The sequence below is a fragment of the [Clostridium] aerotolerans DSM 5434 genome (assembly GCF_000687555.1).
In the GTDB taxonomy this organism is placed as follows: Bacteria; Bacillota; Clostridia; order Lachnospirales; family Lachnospiraceae; genus Lacrimispora; species Lacrimispora aerotolerans.
This window is the reverse complement of the sequence record NZ_JHWJ01000026.1, coordinates 1-17,646: the sequence shown is the minus strand read 5'-3', so window position 1 is coordinate 17,646 and position 17,646 is coordinate 1. Positions and strand designations below refer to the sequence as shown.

Here is a 17,646-nt window from a genome sequence, read left to right as displayed (position 1 = left end):
CCTACTGGCATCACTGGGCCTACCGGCGACACCGGACCTACCGGCGATACTGGGCCTACTGGCGACACCGGCCCTACTGGCAATACTGGGCCTACCGGGGATGCAGTGCCAACAGTAGTCATTCCATTTTCAACGGGTATAGACACAAGCAATCCCAGTACAAACGCGGCAGGAGAGCCTACTCAAATTCAAATAGTCAGTTTTGGTGGACATTCTAATAGTATTACCTTGACAGGAAACGCCTTTACCTTGCCCACAGGCAATAATTATCAATTTACTTTTGCAATGCCATACGATGCCATATTAAAATCAATATATTTCACAAGCACAAACTGGGCTGCTTTCACACCCCCTGCAGGCGCAAACATTTATCCTTTTGTAATGCTTGCTACTGCTCCACTAGGCAGCAATTCTTTTACCCTGCTCACAGCTACAGAAACGGCAACTGATACACCATGGATCGGAGGCGCCAGCATTCCGGCTGGAACAGCTTTATCAGGGAGTCAATTGGATATTGATGTTCCCATTGCAGCTGGAACTAGGGTTGCAATATGTTGCACTTATCGGATAACAGGAACACCTTCTGCACAAAGCTATTACTTTTACTATTCAGGAGGAATATTGTTCGAGTAAAAAAGATGCCTGAGTACCTTAATGAATCTTTGACAAATACTCAAAATAAGGCAGTGACTGAAAATTTTCAGTTCACTGCCTTATTTTTTTATAAGAAATTATTTGGTCTTTCTTTAAAAAACATACCTATTCAAGAATTAAAAAATTAAAATCTTATCTTTAATAAAATTTACACCTTTTATTCATGCGCATGTCTTTGTTTCTTAATACCAATAAAGGAATACATTTCTACAAAATATACGTATCAAAACGTTTAAGCCAAAATCAATATTGTTACATAAAGTCGAATAAGCTCTTTTAATATAACGGAGGATTCATTGATTGTCTCATAAAAAGTGTACCCTGCATATTATGCTCTATGCGATTTTTTCATTAGAGAGGTGTATCCCATGCAAAATATAAATCCAAATTCATTGCTGACTGAAAATATAAAGCTCCCACATTCCTTTGTTAAAAATAACGGACAGGAGGATTCCAGAGCACTGTTTACTACTTCCTTTAAAGGCAGACGCATTTTCTTTTCTTCAGACCGTATCACTTCAGTGGAGTTAGAGCCTATAGAGGAACATATCCCAGAGCCAGAGGATTTCCCTGTTCCTTTTCAAGAATCTGAAGAACCGAGAAATGGGGTAGCTCTGGAGCTTTCCTTTATAAATCCAAGTAAAAGCCTGGCTCCGGAGGGCATTTCCCAGCAATCAGGCTATCACCATTATCTTAAGGGAACAGACTCGTCAAAATGGAGAAGTGGGGTTCCTCATTACAAAGAGCTTCTCTATCCTGCTGTTTGGGAGGGCGTGGATTTAGAGTTATCGGCAAGTTCCGATGGCATGAAGATGAACTGGAAACTAGACAAACCAGACAGAATTTCCTTCATTCGCCTTCATTGGGCAGGGGCAGACAATCTGGAAATAGACGAAAAAGGAAACTTACTGGTTCATCATGCCTTGGGGACATTGACTGATCTATCTCCTATTGCCTATCAGGAAATAGATGGAGAAAGAAAACCAGTAGACTGCGTTTATCGGCTTTATGGAAGCTTTGACCTTGGGTTTGAACTCACGGGGAACTTTTTGGAAAATACTCCCCTTATCATTGATCCCATTCTAACTTACGCCACCTACCTAGGCGGCAGCTTAAGAGTGGATGCAAGAGGTATTGCAGTAGATACTGGGGGTTGCGCATATGTTACTGGATCCACTACCTCCATTGATTTTCCAGTAACACCTGGTGCATTTCAAACTACCTCTGGAGGTGGGCAAGATGCATTTGTTACCAAATTTGCCAGCGATGGAGGCTCCCTTATCTATTCCACTTATCTGGGAGGTAGCAATTTAGATACCGGCTATGCTATTTCTTTGGATACTCAAGAATGCGCGTATGTTACTGGTTTAACAAGATCTGTTGATTTCCCCACAACTCCTGGAGCATTTCAGACCACTCCTGCCGGAATATTTGTTACTAAACTTTCGGTAGATGGAGAAAGCCTGATTTATTCTACCTATTTAGGAAGCACATTATCGGGGTCAGGTTTTAGTATCGTAGTTGATTTTGAGGGCTCTGCTCATGTTACAGGATATACCAGTGATACAAATTTTCCCACTACTCCTGGCGCGTTTCAGACCACAAAAATCGGAACTTTAGACGGTGCTTTTATCACAAGATTATCCGCTGGCGGGGAGAGCCTTATCTATTCCACTTATCTTGAAGGCAGTAATCAGGATTATGGCTATGGCATTGCCTTAGACACGCAGAATCATGTCTTGGTTACAGGCGTTACTAATTCCCCTGATTTCCCCATAACGGCCGGTGCCTATCAAACAACACATACCTTAACTTCCGCATTTGTAACAAAGCTGGCTCTTGATGGTAGTGCACTTATTTACTCCACCTTTTTGTCTGGTATTGCCAACTCAGCCGGACGCAGTATTTCTGTGGACTCCTCGGGTAATGCTTGTGTTACTGGACGCGTCTATAGTACTGGTTTTCCAGTGACACCTGGGGCGTTTCAGATAACCTATGGGGGCGGAAATGCAGATACGTTTGCTTCCAAGTTATCTCCTGGAGGAGAGAGTCTACTCGCCTCAACCTACCTCGGGGGCAACAATACTGACCTCAATTATGGAGGAACTATTGACGCACAGGGCCGTATTTATGCTACTGGATACACTAGCTCACCCAACTTTCCATTAACTCCAGAAGTAATACCTTCTATATTAGATGGAGGTTCCAATATATATATCAGCATCTTTTCTACAGACTTAACAAAGCTTCTTGTCTCTTATTGTCTGGGAAGCGGAGTTGGCCATGATATGGCTACAGGGCCAGAGGGCGCTGTATATGCAACAGGGGATACTTCCTCTACCGCATTTCCAGCTACAACGGGTGCGTACCAGACATCTTTAAATGGAACGGTTGATGCGTTCGTGACCAAAACCGGGTTTGCATATTACCGTCAGGCGTCGGTTGAAATAGAAGGATTGATCTAGGGGATTTAAGAATAAAAATTAAGAGGTGTTTATCATGCAGAATATTGTTACGAATCCTTTCATTGAATATAGAACAAAACTCCCTCTCTCCTTTATCAAAAATAACGGGCAGGAAGATACCAGGGCTCACTTTTCCACGAACTACAAAGGACGGCGTTTCTTCTTTTCTTCTGACAGAATTACTTCTGTGGAGCTGGAACCTGTGGATGAACCAATACAGGAACCAGATGATCTCGCAGAGTCTTCAATGCAATCAGGAATACCTCGAAACGGTGTTGCTGTGGAACTTTCATTCGTAAATGCAAATCCAAACCTTACTCCAGAAGGAGTATTACCCCAACCAGGATACCACCACTTTTATAGGGGAAATGACACTACAAAATGGAACAATGGTGTTCCCCATTATAAAGAACTTCGCTATCCCTCTGTCTGGGAGGGCGTTAATCTGGAGCTTTTGGGTGGTCAAGAAGGCTTGAAGATGAACTGGGTGTTAGATGGGCCAGACAGAATTTCTTCTATACGACTACACTGGGCAGGAGCCGACAGTCTGGAACTAGACGCCACAGGAGACCTACTTGTCCATCATGCTTTGGGGACATTGACTGATTTGTCTCCTATTGCCTATCAGGAAATAGATGGGGGGAAAAAGCCCGTGGACTGCGTATATCGGCTATATGGAAGCTTTGATCTAGGTTTTGAACTCAAAGGCAGCTATTTGGAAAATACCCCCCTTATCATTGATCCCATCTTAACGTACGCCACCTACTTAGGCGGAAGTTTAACAGAAGATGCAAGAGGTATTGCAGTAGATACTGGGGGCTGTGCTTATGTTGCGGGATATACCACTTCGGTTGACTTCCCTGTAACCCCCGGCGCTTTCCAGACCACAACTGGAGGCGGGAACGACGCATTTATCACCAAATTTACCAGCAATGGAGGCGCCCTTATTTATTCCACTTATCTGGGAGGCAGTGGGAACGACATCGCCAGCTCCATTTCCTTAGATACACAGGAATGCGTTTATGTTACAGGTGGAACTAGTTCAACCGATTTCCCTATTACCCCTGGTGCGTTTCAAACTACGAGTGGAAATATATTTGTTACGAAGCTTGCAGCAGACGGAGGCAGTTTGATTTATTCTACCTATTTAGGTGGCCCGGCTAATGGAAATAGCTACGGAATTAAAGTTGATGCTCAGGGTCATGCTCATGTTGCAGGATATACTGCTTACAATAATTTTCCTATTACTCCAGGTGCATTTCAAACTACGAATTTGGGGATCTCTGGTAGTGGCTTTATCACCAAATTTTCCACTGACGGAGGAAGTCTTATCTACTCCACATTCTTGGGAGGTACTGGTCAGGATATTATTTATGACATCACGGTTGATACTCAAGGCTTCGCTCATGTTACAGGTGCTACCACCTCTACCGATTTCCCTGTAACACCAGGCACTTTTCAAACAACCTCCACAGGAACTTCCGCATTTATAACAAAACTTGCCCTTGATGGAAGTGCTCTTATTTACTCGACCTTTTTGTCTGGAAATACTAATTCCTCCGGACGCAGCATTTCAGTAGATCCCGTGGGTAACGCTTATATTACAGGACGGGTTAACGGATCTGGTTTTCCAGTATCACCTGGCGCTTTTCAACCAACCTTTGGAGGTGGAACTCCAGATACATTTGTATCCAAGTTATCGCCTGGTGGGGAAAGTCTTATTGCATCCACTTATTTAGGTGGAACGGTTGCTGATCTCAATTATAGTGGTGCGATTGACATGCAAGGCCATATTTATATTTGTGGATACACCACTTCGCCAAATTTTCCATTAACCCCGGAAGTGATACCTTCTATATTAGAGGGAGGTGCAAATATATATATCAGTATCTTTTCCGCAGACTTGGCAAAACTTCTTGTTTCTTACTGTCTGGGAAGCGGGAGAGCTTATCACATGGCCATTGGTCAGGAAGGCGCAGTATATGTATCAGGTCTAACCTCTTCTACCGAATTTCCCGCCACTCCTGGTGCGTACCAGACATCTTTAAATGGAACCAATGATGCATTTGTGATTAAGACAGGGTTTGCATTTTACCGTCAGGCTTCCGCTGAAATTGAAGGGTTGATTTAGGGATTTAAGAATAAAAATTAAGAGGTGTTTATCATGCAAAATATTGTTACAAATCCTTACAATGAATATAGAACAAAACTCCCTCTCTCCTTTATCAAAAATAACGGGCAGGAAGATACCAGGGCTCACTTTTCAACAAACTACAAAGGACGGCGTTTCTTCTTTTCTTCTGACAGAATTACTTCTGTGGAGCTGGAACCTGTGGATGAACCAATACAGGAACCAAATGATCTCGCAGAACCTCCAATGCAATCAGGAATACCTCGAGACGGTGTTGCTGTGGAACTTTCATTCGTAAATGCAAATCCCAACCTTACTCCAGAGGGAGTATTACCTCAACCAGGATACCACCACTTTTATAGGGGAAATGACTCTACAAAATGGAACAATGGTGTTCCCCATTATAAAGAACTTCGCTATCCCTCTGTCTGGGAGGGCGTTGATCTGGAACTTTCGGGCGGTCAGGAAGGTTTGAAGATGAACTGGGTGTTAGATGAACCAGACAGAGTTTCTTCTATACGACTACATTGGGCAGGAGCCGACAGTCTGGAACTAGACGCCACAGGAAACCTACTTGTCCATCATGCTTTGGGGACATTGACTGATTTGTCTCCTATTGCCTATCAGGAAATAGATGGGGAAAGAAGGCCAGTGGACTGCGTTTACCGGCTAAATGGAAGCTTTGATCTTGGTTTTGAACTGACGGGTAACTATTTGGATAACACTCCCCTTATCATTGATCCAATCTTAATGTACGCCACCTACCTGGGCGGCAGCTTAACTGAAAATGCAAGAGGTATTGCAGTAGATACTGTGGGTTGCGCTTATGTTACGGGAACTACGTCTTCCGTTGATTTTCCTGTAACACCTGGCGCTTTCCAGACCACCGCTGGAAGTGGGGGTAATGCATATGTTACCAAATTTTCCAGCGATGGCAGCTCCCTTATTTATTCCACCTATCTGGGGGGCAGTAATGGTGCTAGTGCAAACTCCATTTTTTTGGATACACAAGAATGCGCTTATATTACAGGTTCAACAAGTTCCACCGATTTCCCCATTACCCCAGGTGCATACCAAACCACACCAGGAGGCTTATATGTTACTAAACTTGCGCCAGACGGAGGAAGTTTAATTTACTCTACCTATTTAGGTGGCACAGTTAGTGGGTCTAGTGACGGCATTGTAGTTGATCCTCAGGGCCATGCTCATGTTGCAGGATATACTGCTGACACTAATTTTCCTATTACTCCTGGTGCATTTCAAACTACGAAATTGGGTTCTTCTAATACTGGATTTATCACCAAATTTTCCACTGACGGAGGAAGCCTTATCTACTCCACCTTCCTGGGGGGAACTGGTCAGGATATTATTAATGACATTACCGTTGATACTCAAGGTTACGCTTATGTTACAGGCGCTACCAGTTCTACTGATTTTCCTGTAACTCCAGGTGCTTTTCAAACAACGTTCACAGGAGGTTCCACATTTATTACAAAACTTGCCCTTGATGGAAGTGCTCTTATTTACTCCACCTTTTTGTCTGGCACTAGCAACTCCTCCGGCCGTAGCATCTCTGTAGATACTCAAGGTAATTCTTATATTACAGGACGGGTTGACGGACCTGGTTTTCCTGTAACAGCTAACGCTTTTCAAACAGCCTATGGAGGTGGAGTTGCAGATACATTTGCCTCCAAGTTATCTCCAGGCGGGGAAAGTCTTATTGCCTCCACTTATTTAGGTGGAACAGTAGCTGATGTTAATTATAGTGGTGCGATTGACATGCAAGGCCATATTTATGCGGCTGGATACACCACTTCCCCCAACTTTCCATTAACCCCGGAAGTAATACCTTCTGTATTCGGGGGAGGTTCAAATATATATATCAGCGTCTTTTCAGCAGATTTGACAAAACTTCTAGTTTCTTATTGTCTGGGAGACTGGGGTGCTTATAACATGACCGTTGGGCGGGAAGGGGCAGTATATGTAACAGGGCAGACCTTTTCTACTGAATTTCCAGCCACGCCAGGGGCATTCCAGACAACTTTAAATGGAGCCAGTGATGCGTTTGTGACCAAAACCGGGTTTGCCTTTTACCGGCAGGCTTCGGTTGAAATTGACGGAATCGCCACAATGACTTTTTAACAAGCATATGATTTATTTCTCATTGCGCACTTTAATAACGAATTATGAGGTGTTTTTATGCAGAATATTGTTACGAATTCTTTAAAAGAAGATATTATAAAACTTCCCCTTACTTTTATCAAAAACAACGGACAGGAAGATTCCAGAGCTCAATTTACTACTAATCATAAGGGACGTCGTCTTTTCTTCTCTTCTGACCGGATTACTTCGGTGGAACTGGAACCTATGGAGGAGCCTCGAAAGGAACTGGGTGATCTCACAGAACTTTCAACCAATTTAGAAACTCCAACCGATTCAGAAGTTCCCAGAAACGGTGTGGCTGTGGAACTTTCATTTGTAAATGCAAGTCCAAATCTTACCCCTGAGGGAGTGTTGCCGCAACCAGGATATCACCACTTTTATAAGGGGAATGACTCTTCAAAATGGAACAATGGTGTTCCTCATTATAAAGAGCTTCGCTATCCTGCTGTCTGGGAAGGCGTGGATTTGGAGATATCGGGTAGTAAAGATGGTATGAAGATGAATTGGGTGTTAGACAGACCAGACAGAGCTTCCTCCATACACCTACACTGGGCAGGAGCTGACCGTCTGGAATTAGATGCTACTGGGAACTTACTGGTCCATCATGCTCTTGGGACATTGACTGATTTATCTCCCATTGCCTATCAGGAAATAGAGGGGGAAAGAAAGCCTATAGACTGTGTCTACCGACTATTTGGAAGTTTTGAACTTGGTTTTGAACTGACAGGCAGTTATTTGGAAAATACTCCGCTTATTATTGACCCAATTCTAACGTATGCCTCCTACTTGGGGGGCAGTTTAACAGAATATGGAAGAGGAATTGCAGTAGATACTCAGGGCTGTGCTTATGTTACGGGAATTACTACTTCTGTTGACTTTCCTGTAACACCCGGTGCGTTTCAAACCACCTATGGAGGTAACACAGATGCATTTGTTACCAAATTTGCAAGCAATGGTGCCTCCCTTATTTATTCCACTTATGTTGGAGGCAGTGGCATTGAAGCCGACAACTTCATTTCCTTGGATACAGAAGGGTGCGCATATATTACAGGTGGAACGACTTCAGCCGATTTTCCCATTACTCCCGGTGCTTTTCAAACTACTGCAGGAAGAATATATGTTACTAAGCTTGCACCAGACGGAGGTAGTTTGATTTATTCTACTTTTTTAGGAGCTAGTGGAGTTGGAAATGGAAATGGTAACGGAATCGCAGTTGATTCTCAGGGCCATGCTTATGTGGCTGGATATACCAGTGACCTTAATTTCCCTGTTACTCCAGGTGCATTTCAAACTACAAAATTGGGGTTCCAAAGCGGTTTTATTACAAAATTCTCACCTGATGGAGGAAGCCTTATCTATTCCACCTACCTGGAAGGCAGCGGTCAGGATATCATTAATGATATTGCAGTGGATGCTCAGGGTTACGCCTATGTCACAGGATCAACCACTTCCACTGACTTTCCTGTAACACCAAGCGCTTTTCAAACTACTTCCACCGGAAGTTCTGCGTTTATAACGAAACTCGCCCTTGATGGAAGTGCTCTTATTTATTCCACCTATTTGTCTGGCAACGCCGGTTGTAGCGGGCATAGTATTTCTGTGGATTCTTTTGGTAATGCCTGTGCTACAGGAAATGTTTCTGGGCCCGGTTTTCCAGTAACACCTGGAGCATTTCAGACAGTCTTTCCAGGGGGACTTAGTACGTTTGTTTCCAAGCTATCTCCTGGCGGAGATAATCTTATTGCCTCCACATATTTAGGCGGCACTGCTAATAACTCAAACAATGGAGGAACAGTCGACGCGCAGGGCCGTATTTACGTTACCGGAAGCGCTAACTTGCCCGATTTCCCACTAACACCAGATGTGATTCCTTCTGTACTGGATGGCAGTACAAATATATATATCAGTATCTTTTCCGCAGACTTGACAAAACTTCTTGTTTCTTACTGTCTGGGAAGTGGAATTGGTTATAGCATTGCCACGGGGGCGGAAGGTGCGGTATATGCAACAGGGCAAGCCCTTTCTACTGGATTCCCAGCCACGACGGGCGCATTCCAGACATCTTTAAATGGAACCAGTGATGCGTTTGTGACGAAAACCGGGTTTGCATTTTACCGGCAGGCTTCCGTTGAGATACGCGGATTGTTTTAGAGAATTCTATAAATAATGAATTATGAGGTGTTATTTATGCAGAACATTGTTACGAATCCTTTGAATGAATATAAAACGAAACTCCCCCTCTCCTTTATCAAAAACAACGGACAGGAAGATTCCAGAGCTCAATTTACTACAAATCACAAGGGACGGCGTCTTTTCTTCTCTTCTGACCGAATTACTTCTGTGGAACTGGAACCTATGGAGGAAGGGCTACCGGAACCTGATGATCTCACAGGACTTCCAACCGAGTCAGAAACTCCCCGAAACGGTGTGGCTGTGGAACTTTCATTTGTAAATGCAAGCCCCAATCTTACCCCTGAGGGAGTGTTGCCGCAACCAGGATATCACCACTTTTATAAGGGAAATGATTCTTCTAAATGGAACAATGGTGTTCCTCATTATAAAGAGCTTCGCTATCCTGCTGTCTGGGAAGGCGTAGATCTGGAGATATCGGATAGTCAAGATGGTATGAAGATGAATTGGGTGTTAGACAAACCAGACAGAGCTTCCTCTGTACGTCTACGCTGGGCAGGGGCCAACAGTCTGGAACTAGACGCCACAGGAAACTTACTGGTTCATCATGCTTTAGGGACATTGACTGATTTATCTCCCATTGCCTATCAGGAAATAAATGGGGGAAGAAAGCCAGTGGGCTGTGCTTACCGACTATTTGGAAGTTTTGAACTTGGTTTTGAACTGACAGGCAATTATTTGGAGGATATTCCCCTTATCATTGATCCAATCCTAACGTACGCATCCTATTTGGGTGGTAGTCTCTCAGATATTGGAAGAGGTATTGCCGTAGATACTGAAGGCTGCGCCTATGTTACGGGAACTACTACTTCCGTTGATTTTCCAGTGACACCTGGTGCGTTTCAAACAACCTTAAGAGGCAGCCAAGACGCTTTTGTTACCAAGTATGCGAGCAATGGCGGCTCCCTTATTTATTCCACTTACCTGGGTGGTAGTAATATTGAAACTGATAACTCCATTTCCTTGGATACAGAAGGGTGTGCTTATATAACAGGTAGAACACTTTCAGCCGATTTTCCCATTACTCCCGGTGCGTTTCAAACAACTGGAGGAAGTATATATGTTACTAAGATTGCGCCAGACGGAGGTAGTTTAATTTATTCTACTTTTTTAGGAGTTGGAGAAAGTGGAACTGCTTATGGCATTGCAGTTGACTCTCAGGGCCATGCTTATGTAACTGGAAGTACCCCTAATCTTAATTTTCCTGTTACTCCAGGTGCATTTCAAACTACGAAATTTGGGTTTGAAAGTGGTTTTATCACTAAATTCTCACCTGGCGGAGGAAGCCTTATCTATTCCACCTTCCTGGAAGGCAGCGGTCAGGATGTAATCAACGACATTGCAGTGGATGCTCAGGGCTACGCCTATGTCACAGGCCTTACCGGTTCCACTGATTTTCCTGTTACTCCAGGTGCCTTTCAAACTACTTCTACTGGAGGTTCTGCATTTATAACGAAGCTCGCACTTGATGGAAGTTCCCTTATTTATTCCACCTATTTGTCTGGCAGCTCCATTTCAGACGGGTACAGTATTTCTGTGGATTCTTTTGGTAATGCCTGCGTTACAGGACACACCAATAGTAATGGCTTTCCAGTAACACCTGGAGCATTTCAGACTGTCTATCCAGGGGGGACTTTAAGTACGTTTGTATCTAAATTATCTCCTGGCGGGGATGACCTTATAGCGTCCACTTATTTAGGCGGATCATTAGGTTCAATAGGCTATGGATTAGCACTTGACACACAAGGCCGTATTTTCGTCACCGGATTTGCTTCTTCGCCCGGCTTCCCATTAACACCAGATGTAATACCTTCCGTATTGGATGGAGCTTCAAATATATATATCAGTATCTTTTCCCCAGATTTGACAAGGCTTCTTGTTTCTTACTGTCTGGGAAATGGAAGAGGTTATAGCATTGCCACAGGGCCTGAAGGCGCGGTATATGCAACAGGGCAGACCCTTTCTACGGAATTTCCAGCCACGCCGGGAGTATTCCAGACAACGTTAAATGGAGCCAGTGATGCATTTGTGACTAAAACAGGGTTTGCTTTTTATCGTCAGGCTTCCGTTGAGATTGATGGATTGTTTTAGAGAATTAATGTTAGAACCACCACGCAATGGCAACTTGTCAGGATTGTCTCAAAGAAAGAATATTTTGCATATTATGCTCTATCAAATAAATGATTATGAGGTGTTTATTATGCAGAATATTATGGCAGACCCATTGCCTTTAAATAAAATCAAGCTTCCTCTCTCCTTTGTTGCAAACAACGGACAGGAGGACTCCAGGGCACACTTTACTACCAACCTTAATAAGCGACGGATTTTCTTCTCTTCAGACCGGATTACCTTGGTCGAGCTGGAAGCTATAGAGGAATCGATACCAGAATCTGATGATTTTCCTGCCCCTATCACTGAATCTGACGAGCCAAGAAATGGTGTTGCCCTGGAGCTTTCTTTTACAAATGCAAATGCCGGTCTTGCCCCTGAGGGCATGTCCCAACTGCCCGGACACCACCATTTTTACCGGGGAAATGATTCTACAAAATGGAACAATGGTGTTCCTCATTATAAGGAGCTTCGATATCCGGGAGTGTGGAATGGGGTTGATTTGGAGCTATCGGGTAGTAAAGATGGTTTGAAAATGAACTGGTTATTGGATACACCAGACCGGATTTCCTCCATCCGACTTCATTGGGCAGGGGCAGACAGTCTGGAGTTAGACTCTACTGGGAAGCTTTTGGTTCATCATGCATTGGGAACCTTAACTGATTTGGCGCCCATTGCTTATCAGGAGATTGAGGGAGAAAGAAAACCAGTAGACTGCGTTTATCGACTATATGGAAGTTTTGAACTTGGTTTTGAACTAACTGGAACGTATTTGGAAAATCTCCCTCTTATCATTGACCCAATCCTTCCGTATGCCACATATTTAGGGGGCAGCTTGACGAATCAATCCAGAGGAATTGCAGTAGATACCCAGGGGTGTGCCCATGTAGTTGGTGATACAACCTCAATTGATTTTCCTGTGACACCTGGCGCTTTTCAGACAACCAATGCTGGCGTAAGTGATGTATTTATCACTAAGTTTTCCAGCGACGGTAGTTCTCTTATCTATTCCACCTATCTTGGAGGCAGCGGTACGGATCTTGGTTATGCCATTGCCTTGGATACCCAAGGCTGCCCCTACGTCACAGGACAGACTAATTCGGCTAATTTTCCAATTACACCGGGGGCATTTCAGACAACGGCTGGAGGAATATTTGTCACAAAGCTTGCGGCGGATGGTGAGAGCCTTATTTACTCCACCTTTTTAGGTAACTCGGGAGGATTAGGTTATGGCATTGCAGTTGACTCTCAAGGCTGTTCTTATGTCACTGGCCAAGGTGGCACTATACCTACTACACCCGGAGCGTTTCAAACGACTCTTACCGCTCCAGTAGGTGCTGTTGGTTTTATTACAAAGTTTTCCAATGATGGCAGCGACCTCATTTATTCTACCTATCTTTATGGTAACGGTAATGGCTATTGCATGGGGATTGCTTTGGATGCTTATGATTATGCCTATGTTACAGGTATTACTAATGCTACTAATTTTCCAGTAACACCTGGTGCCTTTCAGACAACACTAACCTCCAATGCAGTAACTGTCACAAAACTTGCCATAGATGGAAGTTCACTGGCCTACTCCACCTTTTTATCTGGCAATGCTAGTGATGTAGCCCGTAGTATTGCAGTAGATAGTCAAGGCTGTGCCTATGTTACAGGTAGAACCGCCTCTGCTGATTTTCCAGTAACACCAAACGCGTTTCAGACAACCTATGGAGGTGGGAGTGATGATGTATTTCTCACTAAGCTATCACCTGGAGGAAACAGTTTAATCGGATCCACCTTTTTAGGTGGAGACCTTCACGATGATGGTTTTGGTGTTGCTTTGGATGAATATGGCCACGCCTACGTTACAGGACACACTTCTTCTCAAAATTTTCCAACAACACCCAATGTAATTTCCTCTGCTTTAAAAGGAACATATGATGCATTTATCTGTATTCTATCCTCAGATTTGACAAATCTCATTGTCTCTTACTATTTGGGAGGCAACGGAGGTGAAACTGGTCAGGGAATTGCTCTTGGGCCGCAGGGTGCGGTGTACACGGCTGGGTCTACCAGCTCCGCTGATTTTCCCGTTACTCCTGGGGCTTACCAGGCAACACTTAACGGAACATCAGACGCATATGTTACAAGAACTGCTTTTGCCTTTTACAGACAGGCTTCAGTTGATGTAACTGGATATTTATGATGATATGAGAAAAGAGGGAACTGGTTTTTTGGCCTTATGTGAGGTTTGTCTCATAAAGAGATTATTCTGCATATTATGCTCTATCAAATAAATGATTAAGAGGTGTTAATTATGCAGAATATTATGACAGACCCATTGCTTTTAAATAAAATCAAGCTTCCTCTCTCCTTTGTTGCTAATAACGGACAGGAGGACTCCAGGGCACACTTTTCTACCAGCATTAAGAACCGGCGTATTTTCTTCTCCTCAGACCGGATCACACTGGTAGAGCTGGAACCAATAGAGGAATCATTTCCAGAACCTGATGATTTTCCTGCCCCTATCAATGAGCCTGACGAGCCAAGAAACGGTGTTGCTCTGGAGCTTTCTTTTACAAATGCTAATGCCAGTCTTGCCCCTGAGGGCATATCCCAACTGCCGGGACATCACCATTTTTACCGGGGAAATGATTCTACAAAATGGAACAATGGCGTTCCTCATTATAAGGAGCTTCGATATCCGGGAGTCTGGGATGGGGTTGATTTGGACCTATCGGGTAGTAAAGATGGTTTGAAAATGAATTGGGTGTTGGATAAACCAGACCGGATTTCTACCATTCGTCTTCATTGGGCAGGGGCAGACAGCTTGGAAATAGATTCAACGGGGAACCTTCTGGTTCATCATGCACTGGGGACCTTAACTGATTTGGCTCCCATTGCCTATCAGGAAATAGAAGGGGAAAGAAAACCAGTAGACTGCGTTTATCGGCTATATGATAGTTTTGACCTTGGTTTTGAACTTATTGGCAGCTATATGGAGGATTTGCCTCTTATCATTGACCCAATCATTGCGTATGCCACCTATTTAGGAGGCAGCTTGACTGATGGGTGCAGTGGTATTGCAGTTGATACGCAGGGCTGTGTCTATGCTGTGGGATCTACAAACTCAATTGATTTCCCTGTAACTCCTGGTGCTTTTCAGACCTCCAATGCTGGCGGAAGTGATGTATTTATCACTAAGTTTTCCAGCGACGGCAGTTCTCTTATCTATTCCACCTATCTTGGAGGCAGCGGTTCGGATACTGGCAATGCCATCTCCTTGGATACGCAAGATTGTGCCTATGTCACCGGGGCGACAACTTCGGCTAATTATCCAATCACATCTGGAGCGTTTCAGACCACTGCAGGGGGTATCTTCGTAAGTAAGCTTGCCGCAAATGGAGAGAGTCTCGTTTACTCCACGTTTTTGGGAAACGCGGGAAGCAGAGCTTTGGGTATTGCTGTAGACTTTCAGGGTTCTGCTTATGTTACGGGTGAAGGTGGTATTATACCCACTACCCCGGGTGCATTTCAAACGACTCCTCCCAGTTCAGTAAGCTCTATTGGTTTTATTACTAAATTTTCAGATGACGGAGGAAGTCTTATTTATTCCACCTACCTTGGAGGAAGCAGCAGTGGTCACTGTAATGGTATTGCTTTGGATTCTTATAACTACGCTTATGTTATCGGAATGACCGGTTCTACTGATTTTCCTGTAACCCCGGGCGCATTTCAAACCACTCTTATCGGTACTGGAGCATTTGTCACGAAACTTTCCACAGATGGAAGTGCACTGGTCTACTCCACCTTTTTATCTGGAAGTTCTTATGATGATGGTCGCAGCATTGCTGTAGATAATCGTGGTCATGCTCTTGTCACTGGAAGAACCACTTCTATTGATTTTCCAGTGACAGCTAATGCTTTTCAAATAACCATTGGCGGAGGCTCAGACGCATATCTTACCAAACTATCCCCAGGAGGAGACAGTCTGATTGGATCCACTTATCTAGGAGGAAGCCAACATGATGATGGTTATGGTATTACCGTGGATGAACTAGGCCATGTCTATGTCACAGGGCATACTTCCTCTCCCAACTTTCCAACAACTCAAAATGTGCTTGCATCTGTATTAATTGGAGCTCCAGATTCGTTCATCAGCATCCTCTCATCCGATTTAGCCCACCTGCTTGTTTCTTACTATTTGGGTGGAAGTGGAGGCGATACTGGTTCTAGCATAGTTCTGGGGCCGGAAGGTGCTGTATATACAGGGGGAGAGACCTCCTCTGCAAATTTCCCCGTTACTCCAGGGGCATATCAGACAACTTTAAATGGGACTCGTGATGCTTATATTACCAAAACAGGGTTTGTGCTTTACCGGCAGGCCTCCGTTGAAATTGAAGGGTGGTTTTAGAGACTTAAAGTTAGGACCACCACACAATGGCAACTTGTCAGGTTTGTCTCAAAGAAAGAAGCGTAAATTATGCAAAATATGATAATTGATTCTAATGGTTATGATAAGAACAAACTTCCACTCTCCTTTGTTAAGAATAATGGGCAGGAGGACCAGAGGGCACATTTTACTACTAATTATAAAGGACGGAGATTTTTCTTTTCCCCAGACCGGATTACTTCAGTGGAGCTAGAACACAAGGAGAAACAGGTCCCGGAGCTCGGCCATTTCCCTGGCCCTGTTGAGGACTCAGATGAGCTTAGAAACGGGGTTGCCCTAGAGCTTTCCTTTACAGATGCAAATCCAAATCTCACTCCAGAAGGCGTATCCCAGCAGCCAGGATATCACCATTATTTCAGGGGAAATGACTCTGCAAAATGGCGAAATGGCATCCCCCATTATAAGGAGCTACGGTATGCTGCTGTCTGGGAAGGGGTGAATCTGGAGATTTCTGCAAGTGAAGACGGTTTGAAAATGAACTGGTTATTAGATAAGCCACTCCGCGCTTCCTCTATCCAGCTTCATTGGGCAGGGGTAGACAGTCTGGAAATTGATGCAACAGGAAATCTTTTGGTTCATCATGCACTAGGAACACTGACCGACCTGGCTCCAATCGCTTATCAAGAAATTGATGGGATTAAAATAACGGTAGACTGTGCTTATCAGCTCTATGGTGAGTTTGATTTTGGGTTTGAACTAACTGGAGATTATTCTACTGAAGTCCCCATTGTTATTGATCCTATTTTTCAATATGCTACCTATCTTGGTGGCAGCGGTGTTGATATTGGTCAGGGAATTGCTGTAGATAGCCAGGGGCATGCGTATGTAACAGGATACACCTATTCACTAGATTTTCCAGTAACTCCTGGTGCCTTTCAGACCACAATTGCCGGTTCATACAATGTGTTTATTACGAAATTTTCCAGCGATGGAGCATCACTTATCCGAACGTTTGTCTCATAGAATAAATATTTTGCATATTATGCTTTATACAATTTAGAAAGAGGTGTATATTATGCAAAATCATTTAAAAGATTCCGTTCATTTAAATAAATGTAAGCTTCCTCTCTCATTTGTTAAAAATAATGGGCAGGAAGATCAGAGAGCGAACTTTACGACAAATTTTAAAGGCCGCCGTTTTTTCTTTTCTTCAGACCGGATTACTTCCGTGGAGCTGGAGCCTATAGAGGAAGAAGTCCCAGAGCCAGATCAGCCTAGAAATGGTGTGGCTCTGGAGCTCTCTTTTACAAATGCAAATACCAATCTTTTCCCGGAAGGTATATCTCAGCAAGAGGGATATCACCACTTTTTCAAAGGAAATGACTCTTTAAAGTGGCAAAACGGAGTTCCCCATTATAGGGAACTAAAATATAATGCTGTCTGGGAGGGCGTGGATCTGGAGATTTCCGCCAGTGATGATGGTTTGAAAATGAACTGGTTGTTAGATAGACCAGAAAGAATTTCATCGATCCGACTTCATTGGGAAGGGGCAGACC

Annotated in this window: 10 protein-coding genes; all 10 read left to right on the top strand. The window is 43.8% G+C overall.

Annotated features, from left to right (window positions below; translation table 11 throughout):
• The first annotated feature begins 105 nt into the window (after positions 1-105).
• Positions 106-633 carry a hypothetical protein gene (locus T546_RS25635; protein WP_166429848.1) on the top strand — a complete coding sequence of 176 codons (528 nt, stop codon included), beginning with the start codon at positions 106-108 and terminating at the stop codon, positions 631-633.
• Positions 634-1,022: 389 nt separating this feature from the next.
• Positions 1,023-3,119: a DUF7948 domain-containing protein gene (locus T546_RS24850; RefSeq protein ID WP_051630038.1), complete on the top strand. Its 2,097-nt coding sequence runs from the start codon at positions 1,023-1,025 to the stop codon at positions 3,117-3,119.
• 34 nt (positions 3,120-3,153) lie between these two features.
• Positions 3,154-5,250, top strand: a complete 2,097-nt coding sequence (locus T546_RS0121735; protein ID WP_026893422.1) for a DUF7948 domain-containing protein — start codon at positions 3,154-3,156, stop codon at positions 5,248-5,250.
• A 33-nt stretch (positions 5,251-5,283) separates the two neighbouring features.
• Positions 5,284-7,392, top strand: coding sequence for a DUF7948 domain-containing protein (locus T546_RS0121730; protein WP_026893421.1), 2,109 nt, complete (start codon positions 5,284-5,286; stop codon positions 7,390-7,392).
• A 57-nt stretch (positions 7,393-7,449) separates the two neighbouring features.
• On the top strand, positions 7,450-9,564 hold the full coding sequence (locus T546_RS24845; RefSeq protein ID WP_051630037.1) for a DUF7948 domain-containing protein: 2,115 nt from the start codon (positions 7,450-7,452) through the stop codon (positions 9,562-9,564).
• 36 nt (positions 9,565-9,600) lie between these two features.
• Complete coding sequence (locus tag T546_RS0121720; protein WP_026893420.1) at positions 9,601-11,694, top strand: DUF7948 domain-containing protein; 2,094 nt, start codon at positions 9,601-9,603, stop codon at positions 11,692-11,694.
• A 109-nt stretch (positions 11,695-11,803) separates the two neighbouring features.
• A complete protein-coding gene (locus tag T546_RS0121715; protein ID WP_026893419.1) occupies positions 11,804-13,903 on the top strand; it encodes a DUF7948 domain-containing protein in 2,100 nt (699 codons plus the stop codon).
• Positions 13,904-14,014: 111 nt separating this feature from the next.
• Positions 14,015-16,111, top strand: a complete 2,097-nt coding sequence (locus T546_RS24840; RefSeq protein ID WP_051630036.1) for a DUF7948 domain-containing protein — start codon at positions 14,015-14,017, stop codon at positions 16,109-16,111.
• A 78-nt stretch (positions 16,112-16,189) separates the two neighbouring features.
• Positions 16,190-17,113, top strand: coding sequence for a DUF7948 domain-containing protein (locus T546_RS0121705; RefSeq protein ID WP_166429849.1), 924 nt, complete (start codon positions 16,190-16,192; stop codon positions 17,111-17,113).
• A gap of 52 nt (positions 17,114-17,165) precedes the next feature.
• The coding region (locus T546_RS24255; protein ID WP_034600265.1) for a DUF7948 domain-containing protein at positions 17,166-17,646 on the top strand (481 nt) is incomplete at its 3' end.